This is a genomic window from Arthrobacter sp. PAMC25284 (assembly GCF_019443425.1).
Lineage (GTDB): Bacteria > Actinomycetota > Actinomycetes > Actinomycetales > Micrococcaceae > Arthrobacter > Arthrobacter oryzae_A.
The window spans coordinates 2,515,480-2,530,955 of the sequence record NZ_CP080382.1 but is presented as its reverse complement, the minus strand read 5'-3'; the positions used below and the strand labels follow the sequence as shown (position 1 = coordinate 2,530,955).

16 protein-coding genes are annotated in these 15,476 nt (G+C 67.1%); 8 read left to right on the top strand and 8 right to left on the bottom strand.

What is annotated here, in order from left to right; translation table 11 throughout:
* Positions 1-180 precede the first annotated feature (180 nt).
* On the top strand, positions 181-360 hold the full coding sequence (locus KY499_RS11730; protein WP_219885454.1) for a hypothetical protein: 180 nt from the start codon (positions 181-183) through the stop codon (positions 358-360).
* Between the two features lie 168 nt (positions 361-528).
* Here the strand turns inward: KY499_RS11730 and glgX are convergent, their stop codons facing one another.
* Positions 529-2,580 (bottom strand): glycogen debranching protein GlgX, encoded by a 2,052-nt coding sequence (gene glgX, locus KY499_RS11725; protein WP_219885453.1) that lies wholly within the window; start codon positions 2,578-2,580, stop codon positions 529-531.
* Positions 2,581-2,842: 262 nt separating this feature from the next.
* Between glgX and KY499_RS11720 the strand changes: the two genes are divergently transcribed.
* From KY499_RS11720 to KY499_RS11700, 5 genes are all read left to right on the top strand, one after another.
* Entirely contained in the window at positions 2,843-3,226 is a 384-nt protein-coding gene (locus tag KY499_RS11720) for a VOC family protein (protein ID WP_123255849.1), read from the top strand.
* Between the two features lie 81 nt (positions 3,227-3,307).
* Positions 3,308-4,066 (top strand): LamB/YcsF family protein, encoded by a 759-nt coding sequence (locus tag KY499_RS11715; protein ID WP_123255850.1) that lies wholly within the window; start codon positions 3,308-3,310, stop codon positions 4,064-4,066.
* A 42-nt stretch (positions 4,067-4,108) separates the two neighbouring features.
* Complete coding sequence (locus KY499_RS11710; RefSeq protein WP_308813039.1) at positions 4,109-5,752, top strand: 5-oxoprolinase/urea amidolyase family protein; 1,644 nt, start codon at positions 4,109-4,111, stop codon at positions 5,750-5,752.
* Positions 5,749-7,482 (top strand): biotin carboxylase N-terminal domain-containing protein, encoded by a 1,734-nt coding sequence (locus KY499_RS11705; RefSeq protein WP_219885452.1) that lies wholly within the window; start codon positions 5,749-5,751, stop codon positions 7,480-7,482. The genes KY499_RS11710 and KY499_RS11705 overlap by 4 nt, the downstream gene beginning before the upstream one ends.
* An 86-nt stretch (positions 7,483-7,568) precedes the next feature.
* The gene (locus KY499_RS11700; RefSeq protein WP_308813038.1) at positions 7,569-8,327 is read left to right on the top strand and encodes a GntR family transcriptional regulator; all 759 of its coding nucleotides are present in this window, start codon (positions 7,569-7,571) and stop codon (positions 8,325-8,327) included.
* 22 nt (positions 8,328-8,349) lie between these two features.
* Here KY499_RS11700 and KY499_RS11695 read toward each other — a convergent pair whose 3' ends face one another.
* The 4 genes from KY499_RS11695 to KY499_RS11680 form a co-directional block, all read right to left on the bottom strand.
* Entirely contained in the window at positions 8,350-8,829 is a 480-nt protein-coding gene (locus KY499_RS11695; protein ID WP_219885451.1) for a hypothetical protein, read from the bottom strand.
* 132 nt (positions 8,830-8,961) lie between these two features.
* Entirely contained in the window at positions 8,962-9,768 is an 807-nt protein-coding gene (locus tag KY499_RS11690; protein ID WP_123255861.1) for a putative hydro-lyase, read from the bottom strand.
* Between the two features lie 20 nt (positions 9,769-9,788).
* Positions 9,789-11,006 (bottom strand): NRAMP family divalent metal transporter, encoded by a 1,218-nt coding sequence (locus tag KY499_RS11685; protein WP_123255855.1) that lies wholly within the window; start codon positions 11,004-11,006, stop codon positions 9,789-9,791.
* A 124-nt stretch (positions 11,007-11,130) separates the two neighbouring features.
* Positions 11,131-11,535 (bottom strand): DUF5997 family protein, encoded by a 405-nt coding sequence (locus KY499_RS11680; protein WP_123255856.1) that lies wholly within the window; start codon positions 11,533-11,535, stop codon positions 11,131-11,133.
* A 56-nt stretch (positions 11,536-11,591) separates the two neighbouring features.
* Between KY499_RS11680 and KY499_RS11675 the strand changes: the two genes are divergently transcribed.
* Positions 11,592-12,329, top strand: a complete 738-nt coding sequence (locus KY499_RS11675; protein ID WP_219885450.1) for a LysR family substrate-binding domain-containing protein — start codon at positions 11,592-11,594, stop codon at positions 12,327-12,329.
* 41 nt (positions 12,330-12,370) lie between these two features.
* Here KY499_RS11675 and KY499_RS11670 read toward each other — a convergent pair whose 3' ends face one another.
* Positions 12,371-12,706, bottom strand: a complete 336-nt coding sequence (locus KY499_RS11670) for a hypothetical protein (protein WP_219885449.1) — start codon at positions 12,704-12,706, stop codon at positions 12,371-12,373.
* A gap of 75 nt (positions 12,707-12,781) precedes the next feature.
* Here KY499_RS11670 and KY499_RS11665 point away from each other — a divergent pair, with 75 nt between their 5' ends.
* Positions 12,782-13,099, top strand: a complete 318-nt coding sequence (locus tag KY499_RS11665; RefSeq protein ID WP_219885448.1) for a DUF6221 family protein — start codon at positions 12,782-12,784, stop codon at positions 13,097-13,099.
* 114 nt (positions 13,100-13,213) lie between these two features.
* Here the strand turns inward: KY499_RS11665 and allB are convergent, their stop codons facing one another.
* Together allB and KY499_RS11655 are read right to left on the bottom strand one after the other, a co-directional pair.
* The gene (gene allB, locus KY499_RS11660; RefSeq protein ID WP_219885447.1) at positions 13,214-14,566 is read right to left on the bottom strand and encodes an allantoinase AllB; all 1,353 of its coding nucleotides are present in this window, start codon (positions 14,564-14,566) and stop codon (positions 13,214-13,216) included.
* Between the two features lie 70 nt (positions 14,567-14,636).
* Complete coding sequence (locus tag KY499_RS11655) at positions 14,637-15,401, bottom strand: aspartate/glutamate racemase family protein (RefSeq protein ID WP_219885446.1); 765 nt, start codon at positions 15,399-15,401, stop codon at positions 14,637-14,639.
* Between the last annotated feature and the right edge of the window lie 75 nt (positions 15,402-15,476).

The window sequence follows — 15,476 nt, the reverse complement described above, 5'->3', positions numbered from 1 at the left end:
GCGGTCCTGCGCAGATCCGAGGGGCATGCCGATGGTGCCGCCTGCCCCCGGCGCCAGGGGCGGCTCAGATGCCTATCCGCCGCCTGCGCCCACTGACCCTACCGGCAGAAAACCCCTAACCATGCCTAAATGCGAAGAGCCACCGGGCATCTTTTTAGGTTGCGGCATCGAATAAAGGGCATGAACTACTACAGCCTGGCGGCGCAGGAACGGGCCAAGGACGCCGCATACGATGCAATTGAAAAGGTACTGGGCAGCATGTTCGAACCGCTGAACAGGCAGGCACTGACAGCACGGTGGAACCAGGCCGTTGAAGCCATGGACAAACACCTTGAAGCACGGGACAACGGCACGGAATAAGCTGCAGGGCCGGGCCCGTTACTGGCCGAATCTGATGTCCGGCGAGCCGCACACACGGACCTGGAGGACGTGACAGTGGAAACGGAAGAGACAAGTGCACTGGCAGTGTGGAACGGTGTTGAGGCCAGTGCCGTGGCGCAGCCTTGCGGCCGCGCCACGGGACGACCGCTATGCGCGGGAGCGCAGGACAGTTACTGAGCGGTCACGCACGATCAGGGTGCTTACCGGCGTCTCCGCCTGCTGTCCCGGGTCGGTCGAGAGCACAAGCTGCCACTCCTGCTGCGGGGCTGCCGGGACGGTGAATTCGACGCCGTTTTCGGCGGCGTTGAGCAGCACGGCGAAGGCGTCGGCGCCGTCGTGCTCCAGAACGAACGCGATGGCGCGGTGGTCTGCCGTCCAGTCCTCTTCGCTGAAGCCCTCGGCGTCGGCGCGGAGCACCCGGACGGAGTCGGCGCTGCCGGCCTCCGGTGCGTGGCGGAACCAGTCCGGGCGAAGTGCCGGGTTCTCGCGCCGGAGCGTGATCAGCTCCGTGGTGAACTCCAGGAGTCCGGCATCGACCTTGCTCCAGTCAAACCAGGAAATCTCGTCGTCCTGGCAGTACGCGTTGTTGTTCCCGCCCTGGGTTCGACCCATTTCGTCGCCGCCCAGAATCATGGGCACGCCGGTGGACAGGAGCAGGGTCGCCAGGAAGTTCCGGCGTTGGCGGTCGCGGAGCTCGGTCACGGCGGGATCATCGGAGGGGCCCTCAATGCCGTGGTTGGCCGAGCGGTTGTCGCTTTCGCCGTCGTTGTTGTCCTCACCGTTCGCTTCGTTGTGCTTCTCGTCGTAGGCAGTGAGGTCTGCCAAGGTGAAACCGTCGTGCGCGGTGATGAAGTTGACGCTGGACACCGGTGCGCGGCGGCTGCCTTCGTACACGTCCGGGCTGCCGAGGAAGCGCTGGGCGAAGTCGCCGAGCACGTTCTCGCCGCCATGCCAGAACTCGCGGGTGTCGTCGCGGAACTTGCCGTTCCACTCGGACCAGTCGGCCGGGAACCCGCCCACCTGGTAGCCGGCGGTGTCCCAGGGCTCGGCGATCATCTTGACCGGGGCAAGGACCGGGTCCTGCTGGATCAGGGTGAGGAAGGCGCTGTGCAGCTCGGCGCTGCCGTCCTGTCGGGTCAGTGTGGTGGCCAGGTCGAAGCGGAAGCCATCCACGTGCATTTCCGTGACCCAGTAGCGCAGTGAGTCCATGATGAGTCCCAGTGCCGCCGGGTGGCCCACGTTGAGGCTGTTGCCCGTTCCGGTCGTATCGAAGTACGCGGACTCCTCCCCCTCCACCAGGCGGTAGTAGGCGGCATTGTCGATGCCCTTGAAGGACAGCATCGGGCCCATGTGGTTGCCCTCGGCGGTGTGGTTGTAAACGACGTCGAGGATGACTTCCAGCCCGGCCGCGTGGAGAGCCTTGACCATGGCTTTGAACTCCGCGACCTGGCCGCCGCCGTCGCCGGCCGAGCTGTAGTCGCCGTGCGGGGCGAAGAAGCCGATGCTGTTGTAGCCCCAGTAGTTGCGCAGGCCCTTTTCCTCCAGGTGGCTGTCCTGTACGAACTGGTGCACCGGCAGCAGTTCGACGGCGGTCACGCCAAGGTCTGTGAGGTGCTTGATGGCTGCGGGGTGCGCCAGGCCGGCGTAACTTCCGCGGATGTCCTCGGGGACGTCCGGGTGCTGCTGCGTGAAGCCCTTGACGTGGACTTCGTAGACCACAGTCTCGGCGAGCGGGGTGCGCGGCGCGACGTCGGGGGCACCCGCGTCCCAATCAAAGGACGGGTCCGTGACCACGCAGCGGGGCGTCGAAGCGGCGGAGTCCGTGGCGTCGAACTCGGCCGGGTTATTCATATCGTGGGCAAAGACAGCCTGGCTCCAGTCATAGCCGCCCTCGATCGCGGTGGCGTGGGGGTCCAACAGCAGCTTGTTGACGTTGTGCCGCAACCCGGCGTCGGGATTCCAGGCGCCGTCGACGCGGATGCCGTACCGGGTGCCGACTTCGATTCCGGGGATCATGCCGTGGAACACGTGTCCGGTCCGCTCCGGCAACACAGTGCGGGTCTCTGCACCGTCGCCGTCGAAGGTGCAGATTTCCACGGCGTCGGCGCTCTGGGAGTAAATGGCCACGTTCGCGCCACCGTCCCTCAGCGTGACGCCCAGCGGATACGGAAGGGAACGCCTGGCAGCGGCCGGAGTCATACGATGCTCGTTTCTTTGCGGAGTTGTCAGCCCAGCATAGTAAGCACGCTGACGAACTACCGAATCGGACGGGGCTGCCGCCTGCCAGCAGGACGTGCCCGCCGCAGCCCTGCTGAACGCGGGCCGGCAGCCGGCTCCCACCTGACAGCCGGCCACTGAAGCACCCGTCTGAAATTAACCGGCCCCCGGCTGCTCCGAGGCTGGGGGCAGGTCGAAGAAGCCGCTGATGACACGCTGAGGTGATCGCCGTAGCCTAGGGCCCATGCGACTGAAAATGTGCAGCATCCATGTCAAGGACCCGGCCTCAGCCCACGAGTTCTACACCGGGGCGTTGGGCTTCGATACCCTCATGGCGATGCCCGAGCAGAACCTCTTCATTGTCAAGGACCCCGCGGGGGTAGGCGGTGGGACTGTCGGGCTGTTGCTGGAGCCTACCGACAACCCGATCGGGGCCGCTTACATGAATGCGCTCCATGACGCCGGAATCCCGGCGATTGTCTTCGGAGTGACCGATGTCCAGGCCGAGTACAAGCGGTTGACGGGCAAGGGCGTGATATTCCAGGCGGAGCCGTCCGCAGGCCCCGGCGGGACCACGGCGGTGCTGGACGACGGCTGCGGTAACTATGTCCAGCTGCACCAGGACTGAACGGACGATACGCAATAAATTGTTGAACAATCGGTGATTGTGGGGCATGATGGAAATCATGCAACTTGAGGCGGAGATCACATGCCCATCATCGATTTGAACAGCGACGTCGGGGAATCCTTCGGCAGCTGGACCATGGGTGACGACGCGGCCGTCTTCCGCCACGTCTCCAGCGCCAACGTGGCCTGCGGGTTCCACGCCGGGGACCCCAGCACCATCGCCCAGACCTGCCGCGACGCCGTGGCGGCCGGTGTGACCATCGGCGCGCATGTCGGTTACCGGGACCTGGCCGGCTTTGGCCGCCGCTTCATCGACTGCTCCGCGACGGAACTGGCCGATGACGTCCTGTACCAGCTCGGCGCCCTCCAGGCCTTGGCCGGCGCCGCCGGATCCGAGATCAAGTACGTCAAGCCGCATGGCGCGCTCTATAACGCCATCGTCCATCATGAGGTCCATGCGCAGGCCGTGGTGGATGCCGTGCACGCCTTCAGCCCGGGACTGCCGCTGCTGCTCCTGCCCGGCGCCGTAGCAGGGAACAAGGCCGAAGCGAGGGGGCTGCGGGTACTGTCCGAAGCCTTCGCCGACCGCGCCTACAACCCCGACGGCACCCTGGTCTCCCGCCGCGAAGACGGCGCCGTCCTGCACGACACCGCGCTCATCACCAAAAACATGGTCCGGCTCGCCAGCGAAGGAAAGATCGTGGCCAGGGACGGTTCCGTGCTGAACATCCGGGCCGACTCCATCTGCGTGCACGGGGACACCCCGGGCGCCGTGGCCATGGCGGCCGCCGTCCGCGCCGGCCTCGAAGCTGCCGGCGTCACCGTCCGGAGCTTTGCATGAGCATCACCGGCATCCGCTGGGCCGGCCCCCGGGCCCTGGCTCGTGGAGCTGACGGATCTGGCGTCCGTGCTGGCCCTGCACCAGCGCCTGGTCGCCGAACCTTTCCCCGGGCAACTGGACGCCGTCGCCGCCGCCGCCACGCTGCTGGTGAAGTTCAACAGCCGGGCGCAGGCTGTGGCCGGGCACACCGCCGTCGGGCAGTTGGAGCTGGACGGACTGCACCGTACGGACGGGCGGGAAGTCACCATTGAGGTGGTGTACGACGGCGAGGACCTCGCCGAGGTGGGTCAGCTCACCGGCCTTGGAGCCGACGGCGTCGTGGCGGCGCATACCGATCAGGTGTGGACGGCCGCATTCGGCGGCTTCGCCCCGGGCTTCACCTACCTCGTGGGAGAGGACAAGCGCCTTGAAGTGCCGCGCAGGACGTCGCCGCGGACCGCCGTCCCGGCCGGGGCGGTGGCTCTGGGCGGAGCGTTCTCTGCCGTGTATCCGCGGCAGTCGCCTGGCGGCTGGCAGCTGATCGGGCGCACGGCGGCGGTGCTGTGGGACCTTGAGCGCGAGTCGCCCGCGCTGGTGCGCCCTGGCGATACCGTCCGCTACCGGGCCGTCCGCGAGGTAATTGGCGTAGCCCCCAAGGGTAAGCGGCCAGCCGTTGTGGATGCCGCTTCCCAGGCTTCCCCGCTTCGGTCCGCACTCGTGGTCACGGCTCCCGGGCTGCAGGCTCTCGTGCAGGATCTCGGCCGCCCCGGCTTCGGAGATCTCGGCGTGTCCGCCGCCGGGGCCGCGGACACGCAATCTGCCCGGCAGGCCAACCGGCTGGTCGGCAACGCACCCGGTGCCGCCGTCGTCGAAAACCTCCTGGGCGGCCTCGCCGTCCGGGCGCACGGTGACCACGTGGTGGCCGTCGCGGGCGCCACGGTGGCCCTGGAGATCCGCGACGCCAGCGGCACCCTCCGGCTCCGCCCGGCAATGGGCGCCCCGTTTGCGTTGCTCGATGGCGAGTCGCTGAGCCTGGACACGCCGACCGCGGGGGTCCGCAGTTACCTTGGCGTCCGCGGGGGGCTTGGCGTTGCGCCGGTGCTGGGGAGCCGGTCGACTGATTCGATGTCCGGAATCGGCCCCGCACCACTGGCTGCCGGAACCGTCCTGCCGGTGGCCGCCGCCGCCGGTTTGCAGCCGGTGGGCGCCGCGGAAGAATCAACGCTGCGGTCAGGGCCCGGCGCCGCTGCACTGCGGGTGACCCTGGGACCCCGGGATGACTGGTTCAGTGCTGACGCGCTTCAGACTCTGACCGGTCAGGACTGGGCCGTGACGGCACAGTCCAACCGGATCGGTGTCCGGCTGGCGCCCGCCGCGGCGGAGAACTGCCCGGCCGCGGCCCTGGAACGCAGCCGGACCGGCGAACTCCCCAGCGAAGGAGCCGTCGCGGGAGCGCTGCAGGTCCCGCCCAACGGACACCCCGTCCTGTTCCTGAACGACCACCCGGTGACCGGCGGCTATCCGGTGATCGCCGTCGTCGTGCCCGAAGATCTTCCGGTGGCGGCCCAACTGCCACCCGGGCACCGGGTGCGCTTCCACATCGTCGACGCCGAGACGTTGCAGCCGGTGCCGGCCGCTCCGCAGGAAAACTCCGCACGCCTTGAACCCGCCACCGGCGGCACAGCTTCCGAAGGAACCACGCCATGAAAAAAGTCCTGATCGCCAACCGCGGCGAAATCGCCGTGCGCATTGCCCGCGCCTGTTCCGACGCGGGACTGCAGTCCGTGGCCGTCTACTCGGACCCCGACGCCGACGCCCTGCACGTGCGGTTCGCGGACGAGGCCCACGCCCTCGGCGGATCCACCGGGGCCGAGACATACCTGGACATCGCTAAACTGATCGACGTCGCGCGCCGGTCCGGGGCCGACGCCGTCCACCCCGGTTACGGGTTCCTGTCCGAGAACGCCGATTTTGCGCAGGCGGTGCTGGACGCCGGGCTGACCTGGATCGGGCCCTCGCCGCAATCCATCCGGGAACTTGGCAACAAGGTCACGGCCCGCGAAATCGCCGTCCGGGCCGGTGCGCCGCTGGTTCCCGGCAGTGACGGACCCGTCAAGAACGCCGGCGAGGTCCTGGCCTTCGCACAGGAGCACGGACTGCCCGTGGCCATCAAGGCCGCGTTCGGCGGCGGCGGGCGTGGCCTGAAGGTCGCGCGCCGGCTCGAGGACATCGAGGACGCGTTCGAATCAGCCGTGCGGGAATCCCTGGCCGCCTTCGGCCGCGACGAATGCTTCGTGGAGCGCTTCCTGGATCAGCCCAGGCACGTGGAGGCCCAGGTCCTGGCGGACACCCACGGCAACGTGGTGGTGCTGGGCACCCGCGACTGCTCGCTGCAGCGCCGCAACCAGAAACTCGTGGAGGAGGCTCCGGCGCCGTTCCTGAGCCCGGCACAGCGGAGCCTCATCCACGAATCGGCCAAGGCCATCTGCCGGGAAGCCAACTACCACGGTGCTGGAACGGTGGAGTACCTGGTGGGGACGGACGGCATCATCTCCTTCCTTGAGGTCAATACCCGCCTGCAGGTGGAGCACCCCGTGACGGAGGAGACCACGGGCGTGGACCTGGTCCGCGAGCAGTTCCGGATCGCGGCCGGGGGAGCGCTCACCCTGAGCGCCGATCCCGAGCCGCGCGGCCACGCCATTGAATTCCGGCTCAACGCCGAGGACCCCGCCCGCGGCTTCCTGCCCGGACCCGGGACCGTGGAGGTCTTTGAAGCCCCCACCGGCCCCGGGATCAGGGTGGATTCCGGCGTGCGCTCCGGTTCCACCGTCCCGGGCGAATACGACTCGCTCATGGCCAAGCTGATTGTGCACGGCGAGGACCGGCCGCAGGCCCTGCGCCGGGCCCGCGCAGCCCTGGACGAAATGGAGATCCGCGGCCTGCCCACCGTCCTGCCGTTCCACCGCGCGGTCGTGCGTCACCCCGATTTCACGGCCGAGGATCGCCTCGGCGTGCACACCACCTGGATCGAGAACGACTTCGCCGAACCGCTCGCCGCGTCCCCGGAGATCGCCCGCACGGCACCGGATGCCGCCCGGACCACGATCACGGTGGAGCTCGACGGAAAAGCGGTTCAGCTGGGTCTGCCGGTGCGGCTGTTTGAGGCGCTGATGGGCGGCGGCGGCCACGGGGCCGGTTCGCTGGCGGCAGTTGGTCCGGTGGACGACGCCGGACTGTCCTCGCCGATGGCCGGGTCGCTTGTGAAATGGCTCGTCGACGACGGCGACACGGTGCAGGCCGGGGAGCCGGTCGCGATCCTGGAGGCCATGAAAATGGAGACCACCGTGGCTGCCCACCGGAACGGAACAGTGCAGCGCGGTGCCCAGGTGCCCGGTGCCGCCGTTGGACGTGGGGACATTCTGGCGACGATCGCCTAAACACCCGACATCGGTTCTGCCGCTATGTTGCTGGCTGCGGCGTCCCGCGCGCCGGGAGCGGGCGGGATGTCTGTAGATTGGAAGCCATGCCGATGAACGCCGCGCTTGAAGGGATCTCTTCCGAGGTCCAGGCCACCCACGCCCACACCGTCTCCTGGGTGGCCGGGCTGCTCCGGTCACGCATCTCGGCGGGCCAGTTGGCGCCCGGCACGAAACTTTCCGAGCAGAAACTCTCCGAGGCGCTCGGCGTCTCCCGCAACACCCTGCGGGAGGCGTTCACGGTCCTGTCCGGGGAATCCGTGGTGCAGCGCATCCCGAACCGCGGCGTGTTTGTGGCCGCACCCCAGGCCGAGGACGTCCGGGAAATCTACCGGGTCCGCCGCCTGATCGAGCCCGCCGCTGTGCTGTGGGGGGAGTTGCCGCCCGAGGCCCTCGATGCGCTGGACGCCATTATTGACCGCGCCCGCACCGCCTTGGCGGCCGGGTCCGTCCGGGACATGGCGGACGCCAATCAGGACCTGCACAAGGCCCTGGTTGATCTCTCCGGCAGTGCCTCGGTGGCCGAACTCATGGAAAAGGTCCTCGCCCAGATGCGGCTGGTCTTCCACGCTCTGGCCACAACGCCGGATTTCCACAGCCACTACGTGGAACGCAACGCTGCCCTCGTGGCGCAGCTGCGGGCCGGCCGCCGGGACGAGGCCCGCGGCGGAACTGCGCCGTTATCTGGACGCCGCCGAGCTGGAGCTGCTGGAGCATATCGGGGCTGTGTAGCGGGGGTGAGAGGTGCCTCAGTGAACCTGTCACCGGGTTTAGGCTGTTTTCCTGCTGGTCACCTCGTCCTCTGATGCGGCCGGACTGCCCCTTGGATCACTCTCCGTCGACGGACTGACCCGTGGAGATTCTACTCAGGACGTCAATGTAATCCAGTGTTTTGGGACTGACATGCCGCACGGTGGCGAGGGCCTCCCGTAGAACGGCTCTCGTCGCGTGGTCATCGAGCGTGCTTCGGAGTTCCATAACCGTTTCGATGCCTTGGCGCTCTAACACGCGGGTGATGTCGTCCACTTGGGCGAGTCGGCCAGGTGACGGCCAGTCGATGACCCCCGAGAGCTTCCCCGTATCGAGCCGCTGCCGGAATCCACTGGTCGTGGCGGCATCCGGCCATTCGGCAACCAGGGCGAGAACGCGCGGCTTGACGGTCTCATTGTAATTTTGCCGGCGCTGCAGCGTGGCATCGACAATGATGGCCCCTATGTGGTTCCACCTGCGGCTGGCTTCGGGCGAGGCGTCCATGCCGGGTGAGTCCGTTATCGCCGGAAGGTTGGCGGCATCATTATCGCTAGTCATAAGTGAATCCTTTCATGGGCCGTCGGTGCGCGAGTGGCTGGGTCAGCCGAGGTCGGAGGTTATCCCGAGGTGAAACCGCCTGATGCCGCGCCGAAAATCGGGCGTGGTCTGCCCGAAACGGTTCGCGGGCCCCTACGGCACCTGGTAAGCCGAATCCCGGGCGTCCGTGATGAGCATGTGCCCCGGGGCGTGGGCAATGGCCAGCGCGGGACGGGACTCCATAACGGCCGCCTGCGGCGTCACCCCGCACGCCCAGAAGACCGGAACGTGCCCCTCGGGGATGCGGACCGGGTCGCCGAAGTCCGGCCGGCCCAGGTCCGCGATGCCCAGCTCGGCCGGGTTGCCCACATGGACCGGGGCGCCGTGCACCGCCGGGTAGCGGGACGTGACGCGGACGGCGTCGGCCACCTGGGAGGCCGGAATCGGTCGCATCGAGACCACCAGGGGCCCGGCCATCTCGCCGGCCGGCTCACAGCGGACGGACGTTTGGTACATGGGCACATTCACGCCCTGGTCGATGTGGGCCACGTGGATGCCATTGGCCTGGAGGGCGGATTCGAAAGTGAAGCTGCAACCCACAATGAACGTCACCAGGTCATCGCGCCAGTGATCGGTGATGTCAGTTGGTTCGTCGACTTTCCGGCCATCCTGATACACCACGTACTTGGGTACGTCGGTTCGGATGTCCCCTCCGGCGAGCAGCGCACCGGAGGTTTCGCCGGCGTCGAGCACCCCCAGCACCGGGCAGGGCTTGGGATTGCGCTGCGCGAAGAGGAGAACGTCGAACGCCTGCGCCTTGGGGACGATGATCAGGTTGGCCTGCGCGTAGCCGCTGCTCCAGCCCGAGGTCGGGGTTACGAGGCCGGAGCGGAACAGGGCCCGTGCCTCGGCCGGGAGCAGACTCGAAGGGTCCACGGGTCGGCCGGCGGGTGTCGGCATGCCGGCGATCGCGGCCGGTGTTACGCCCACAGTTTGCCCAGGGTCGTGACTGAGCTGTAGCCCAGGAACAGGGTCAGCAGCCACGCCACCACGCCAATGACGAGCAGGCCCTTGGGATAGACGTAGCCCTGCATGAGGTCCCGTCGGCGCCAGGCCACCCAGAGCAGCACCCCGAAGCCGACAGGGAGGATCAGGCCGTTGAAGGCGCCCGCGAAGATGAGGAGCTGCTGCGGGGCCTGGCCGATCAGGACGTACGCCACGGTGCAGAACGCGATGAAGCCGACGGTGATCAGGTTCCGGGTGCGGTCCGTGGTGGTGGACTTGGTCACGAAGGACACGGAAGTGTACGCCGCGCCGATCACGGAGGTGATGGAGGCGGCCCACAGGATGACGCCGAAGACCCGCATGCCGATATCGCCGGCTGCGGCCTGGAACGCGGAGGCGGCCAGGTTGTTGCCGGTCAGGGTCACGCCGCCGGCGACGACGCCGAAGATGGCCAGGAACAGCAGGATGCGCATAACGCAGGTGACCAGGATGCCCACGATGGAGCTTTGCGTGATCTGCTTGACGTTTTCCACGCCGGTGACGCCGGTATCCAGCATCCGGTGCGCGCCGGCGTACGTGATGTACCCGCCGATCGTGCCGCCGATCAGGGTGGTGATGATCAGGAAGTCGACCTTCTCCGGCATGATCGTGTTCTTAAGTGCCTCGCCCAGCGGCGGGGCGGACACGATGGCCACATAGAGCGTCATGAGGATCATCAGCGCCCCGAGGATCACCACGATCCGGTCCAGTGCCACGCCGGCGCGCTTGCTGAGGAAGATCAGGATTGCCACGACGGCGGACACCGCACCGCCGATTTTCGGATCCACACCCATCATGGCGTTGGTGCCGAGGCCGGTGCCTCCGATGTTGCCGATGTTGAAGACGATGCCGCCGAGGAACACCAGCCCCGCCAGGAACCAGCCGACCCCGGGGAGGACCTTGTTGCCGAGCTCCTGGGCCCGTAGGCCGGAGACGCCAATGATGCGCCAGACATTGGTCTGGATGGCGATATCGACCAGGATCGAGACCAGGATCGCGAAGGCAAAGGCAGCGCCGAGCTGGACGGTGAACGCCGTCGTCTGGGTGATGAACCCCGGGCCGATGGCGCTGGTGGCCATAAGGAACATGGCGCCCAGCAGGGCGGATCGCCGGGCGGCCGGCTTGAGGGCGGCCTTGACGGTGGTGGTTTCCATGGGGGTCCCAACAGTTTCGGTGACTGGCGTCACAACGGGTGTTTCCCGCAACTGTACAGACTGTTGAACAATCTACGCAAGGGATTGTTCAACAAAAGATCGGCCTTCCGGCCGGGAGTGCGTGCTAGCTGGCCGCGGTGCGGGCCTTCTTGGCGTCCTTTTTGGCAGCGTCGTCCTTGACCCGCTGGGCCTCGGCGCGCACGGCGGCGTGGGTGGAGCGCTCGGCCACGAGCCAGGCCGGGGGAGCCTGCAGCAGTGCGGTGATGTCCGCCGACGTCAGCGCCTCTTCGACGCCGCCGCGGGCCAGGCCGGCGATGGAGACGTTGAGTTTCTGCGCGACCACCGGGCGGGGGTGCGGGCCGTTTCGGCGCAGCTCGGCGAGCCATTCCGGCGGGTTGGCCTGGAGCTCGGCGAAATCGGCGCGGGTGATCACTGAATCCTGGAACTCCTGGGGTGTTGCGGGCAGGTAGATGCCAAGCTTCTTGGCAACGGTGGCCGGCTTCATGGACTGGGAGTTTGCAGAGGTCATGCTTCTAGGGTATCCGGCGCGGCACCGTCTGAACGCACTGGCGGTACTGTAAACGTGTGCCCGCTGACGATGAATCCCCCCAGACAACCGACGAATCCGCTCCCGAGGCGCGCGAACTGCGCTTCGCCTACGTTGCCGGCGTGACCCCCGGCAAATGGATCCGGCGCTGGGAGGAGCGGATGCCTGACGTTCCGCTGCACTCCTTTATGTCCGACGACGGCGCGCAGGTCACGGTATTGCGCGACGGCGAAGCGGACCTGAGCTTCGTCCGGCTCCCGGTGGAGCGTGAGGGCCTCAGCGTCATCCCGCTCTATGAGGAACAACCGGTCGTTGTGGCGCCCAAGGGGCACGAGATCTCAGTCTTTGAGGAGGTGGCACTGGCGGACCTGTCCGCGGAGACCATCCTGGACGTTGACGAGCTCGGCGGCCCCGCGATGGCCCTGCAGGTCGTGGCCTCGGGTGCGGGACTGGTGATCCTGCCGATGTCCGTCGCCCGGCACTTCAACGTCAAGGACACAGTCGCGCGGAAGCTGACGGGTGCTCCCGCCACGCAGATCGCGGTGGCCTGGTCCAGTGACACAACCGATGAGGTCATCGAGGAATTCATCGGAATTGTCCGTGGCCGGACCGCCGCGAGCTCCCGCCAGCCCTCAGCCCAGCAGGAGAAACCCAAGCGGGAACCGAAGCCGGACCGGCGGGGACCTGCGGTCAAAAAACCCAAGGTCGCCCAGCGCTACGCACCCAACCCGGACAAGGGCCGCGGCAAGGGATCGCGGAAGAAGGGCAAGCGCTAAATCGGGCCCGGTCCGGATGGTCGCTTGTGGTTGATGGTCAGTTAGGCGTCGCAGGCGTTCTGGAGCGCCGTCAGGGCCTCAGCCGGGACCTGGTCGCCGGAGTCGGAGATCTGCCGCAGCGCGGCGGTGATGTCCGACGCGACCCCGGCCGACTCCGCTCCGGCTACGAGGCCACCCAGGAGTTTCTTGTCCTGCAGGCTGATGAGTCCGTCGCCGGCCACGGAGCAGGCCTGCTTTTTGATCTCGCCTGCGGCGGCCGTTGCAGCCTGTGAGGCGCCATCGTTGACCGCTTTTTCAGCCGCGTCCTGCACCTGGCCGCAGCCGCCCAGGACGATCAGGAAGGTCGCGGCGGTCAGGACGGCGAGGATTTTTTTCATGATGGAAGCCTAGCAAGCGTGTCTGTGTGCCGGTCGGCATATGACGGGGAAGGATGCCCGCCGTAGGCTCGGAGGGTGGACGTGGTGGAATTCATCGCCGCGCGGCTCAGCGAAGACGAGGCTGCAGCGTTGCGGCTCCTCTCTGACCCCTTGGTGTCCGAGTCGGCACAATGGTACGAGAGGCGCCTCCTGCGCGAATGCGAGGCGAAACGGCGTCTCCTGGGCATCATCGAGTCGGCACGGCAGGCTGGCCTCGCCGTCCTGCTCAGCAGCACCGACGACGATCCCTGGCTGCCGGAACTCATCAACTGGACGACGCAGTCGCTGCACGCCCTTGCTGTGCCCTACGCGGACCACCCCGAGTTCCAGACGGCCTGGCGGCTGCCGGAGTGACAACGCCCGGCCGCGCCCGGGCCCTGCGGATATTGCGGCTTCGGAGGCGGATCAGGAGCTGATCCGCCTCCGAAGAAGTTGCCGGTGCGAAACCCGGCTGTCCCGCGGTGCGGGTTAGATGCCGCCGCGGCGCAGGAGGGTGCCGTGGGGGGTCTGGTTGTTGATTTGCTGGCCGCGGAGGTAGGTTTTGCGTACGACGCCGGAGAGTGCTTTGCCGTCGTAGGGGGTGATGGGGTTTTTGTGCTGGAGTTTGGTCACGTCCACGACGTAGGCGTCGTCGGGGGCGAAGATGGAGAAGTCCGCGTCGTAGCCGAGGGCGAGCTGGCCTTTGGTGGCGAGGCGGGCGAGTGCGGCGGGTTTGGCGGCCATCCAGGAGATCACTTGTTCCAGGGGGATCCCGCGGTGCCGGGCTTCGGTCCAGATCAGGGACAGGCCGAGCTGGAGGGAGGACACCCCGCCCCAGGCGACGGCGAAGTCGCCGTTTTCGAGGTCTTTCAGGTCCAGGGTCGAGGGTGAGTGGTCCGAGACGATGCAGTCGATGGTCCCGTCCTGCAGGCCTTTCCAGAGCAGTTCCCGGTTCGAGGCCTCCCGGATCGGCGGGCAGCATTTGTACGCGGTCGCACCGTCCGGGATTTCCTCGGCCATCAGGGTCAAATAGTGCGGGCAGGTCTCCACGGTCAGGTGCACGCCGTCGCGTTTGGCCGAAGCGATCATCGGCAGCGCGTCCGAGGAGGACAGGTGCAGGATGTGCGCCCTGGCCCCGGTCCAGCGGGCGCGTTCGATGACTTCGGCGATGGCCTTGTTCTCGGCCCCGCGCGGGCGGGAGGAGAGGAAGGTCGCGTAGTGGTCCCCGCCCGGGTGCGGGGCCCGGTCGATCGCGTGGGAATCCTCGGCGTGGACGATCATGAGCGAGTCGAAGGACTTCAACTCGGCCATGTCCGTTTCCATTTCATCGGCCTCCAGGTGCGGGAACTCATCGACCCCGGAGTGGAGCAGGAAGCACTTGAACCCGAACACCCCCTCGTCATGGAGGGGCCGGAGATCCGCCAGGTTCCCCGGGATCGCCCCGCCCCAGAACCCGACGTCCACGAACGCCTGGTCCGCGGCGACCTCGCGTTTGAGTTTGAGGTTCTCGACCGTGGTGGTCGGCGGGACCGAGTTCAACGGCATATCGATGATCGTCGTCACGCCACCGGCCGCGGCGGCCCGGGTCGCGGACGCGAACCCTTCCCACTCCGTCCGGCCCGGTTCGTTGACATGGACATGGGTATCCACCAGACCCGGGATCATCGTCTCGTCATCGGCCAAATCAATGACCTCCGCCCCGGCCAGGGCATTACCCAACGGCTCAATCGCGACAATCCGCCCACCCCGGATCCCGACCTCACGCGCCGCGATCCCCGCCGTCGTCAACACACGCCGACCACGAACAACCAAGTCATATTCCGGTCCGGTCGATTCACTCATTGATTTCATCCTTTGTACATCTGGTAATTGGATTATCAGGTTCTAAACAGGAACCCGGGAACAGCCACTGCTAGCGGGCGTCGACCTGGGCTTGCGTGCCGTCGGTGTTCTGGTTGACCGTAAAGGGCCATCCGGTAACAACCTTGGGCCGCGGCGTGGCAAAGGTACGGACCTTCGAGGTACTCAGTCCAAGGCGTACCAGCGACTCGGCAATCGTCACGGCGGCTGCTACGCCGTCGACAACGGGAACTCCGAGGCGTGTGCGGATCTGCTCGTCGAGTCCGGACATGCCGCCGCAGCCGAGGACGATGACTTCGGCTTTGTCCTCTTCGACGGCCCGTCGGGCCTGGTCCAGGATTGCCTCCACGGCGCGGTCCGGGAATTCTTCGAGTTCAAGGACGCCAAGGCCGCTGGCCCGCACTGAGGCACACCGGGCGTCGAGTCCGGCAAGTTTTAACCGGTCCTCAATAAGCGGAACGGTCCGGTCGAGGGTGGTGACGACCGAGTACTTGTGGCCCAGGAACATCGCCGTGCTGGCGGCCGCTTCAGTGATGTCGATGACGGGCACGTCGAGCAGCTCCTGGAGTCCTTCCCGGCCGTGTTCGCCATAGCCGGCCTGGATGACGGCGTCGAACGGTTCGGGATAAGCGAGGACAACATCCATCACGGCGATGGCTGCCAGGTAGCTTTCGAAGTTTCCCTCGCAGGAGTCCGCGCCGAAGCGCGGGGTGAGGCCGATGATCTCGGTCCCGGCAGCGGCGGCCGTGCGGGCCTGTGCGGCGATTGATTCCGTCATGGAAGCAGTGGTGTTGACGTTTGCGACGAGGATGCGCATGATGCCTTTCGGGTCGTCTGGTTCGGGAAGCGGCCGGTTGGTACGGGAAGCGGCCGGTCCGCTGTGTGAGAGCGG

Excerpts from the sequence above, each read along its gene's own strand:
- KY499_RS11730 (WP_219885454.1), top strand. The coding sequence starts at position 181 with ATGAACTACTACAGCCTGGCGGCGCAGGAACGGGCCAAGGACGCCGCA.
- glgX (WP_219885453.1), bottom strand. The coding sequence starts at position 2,580 with ATGACTCCGGCCGCTGCCAGGCGTTCCCTTCCGTATCCGCTGGGCGTC.
- KY499_RS11720 (WP_123255849.1), top strand. The coding sequence starts at position 2,843 with ATGCGACTGAAAATGTGCAGCATCCATGTCAAGGACCCGGCCTCAGCC.
- KY499_RS11715 (WP_123255850.1), top strand. The coding sequence starts at position 3,308 with ATGCCCATCATCGATTTGAACAGCGACGTCGGGGAATCCTTCGGCAGC.
- KY499_RS11705 (WP_219885452.1), top strand. The coding sequence starts at position 5,749 with ATGAAAAAAGTCCTGATCGCCAACCGCGGCGAAATCGCCGTGCGCATT.
- KY499_RS11700 (WP_308813038.1), top strand. The coding sequence starts at position 7,569 with ATGCCGATGAACGCCGCGCTTGAAGGGATCTCTTCCGAGGTCCAGGCC.
- KY499_RS11695 (WP_219885451.1), bottom strand. The coding sequence starts at position 8,829 with ATGACTAGCGATAATGATGCCGCCAACCTTCCGGCGATAACGGACTCA.
- KY499_RS11690 (WP_123255861.1), bottom strand. The coding sequence starts at position 9,768 with ATGCCGACACCCGCCGGCCGACCCGTGGACCCTTCGAGTCTGCTCCCG.
- KY499_RS11685 (WP_123255855.1), bottom strand. The coding sequence starts at position 11,006 with ATGGAAACCACCACCGTCAAGGCCGCCCTCAAGCCGGCCGCCCGGCGA.
- KY499_RS11680 (WP_123255856.1), bottom strand. The coding sequence starts at position 11,535 with ATGACCTCTGCAAACTCCCAGTCCATGAAGCCGGCCACCGTTGCCAAG.
- KY499_RS11670 (WP_219885449.1), bottom strand. The coding sequence starts at position 12,706 with ATGAAAAAAATCCTCGCCGTCCTGACCGCCGCGACCTTCCTGATCGTC.
- allB (WP_219885447.1), bottom strand. The coding sequence starts at position 14,566 with ATGAGTGAATCGACCGGACCGGAATATGACTTGGTTGTTCGTGGTCGG.
- KY499_RS11655 (WP_219885446.1), bottom strand. The coding sequence starts at position 15,401 with ATGCGCATCCTCGTCGCAAACGTCAACACCACTGCTTCCATGACGGAA.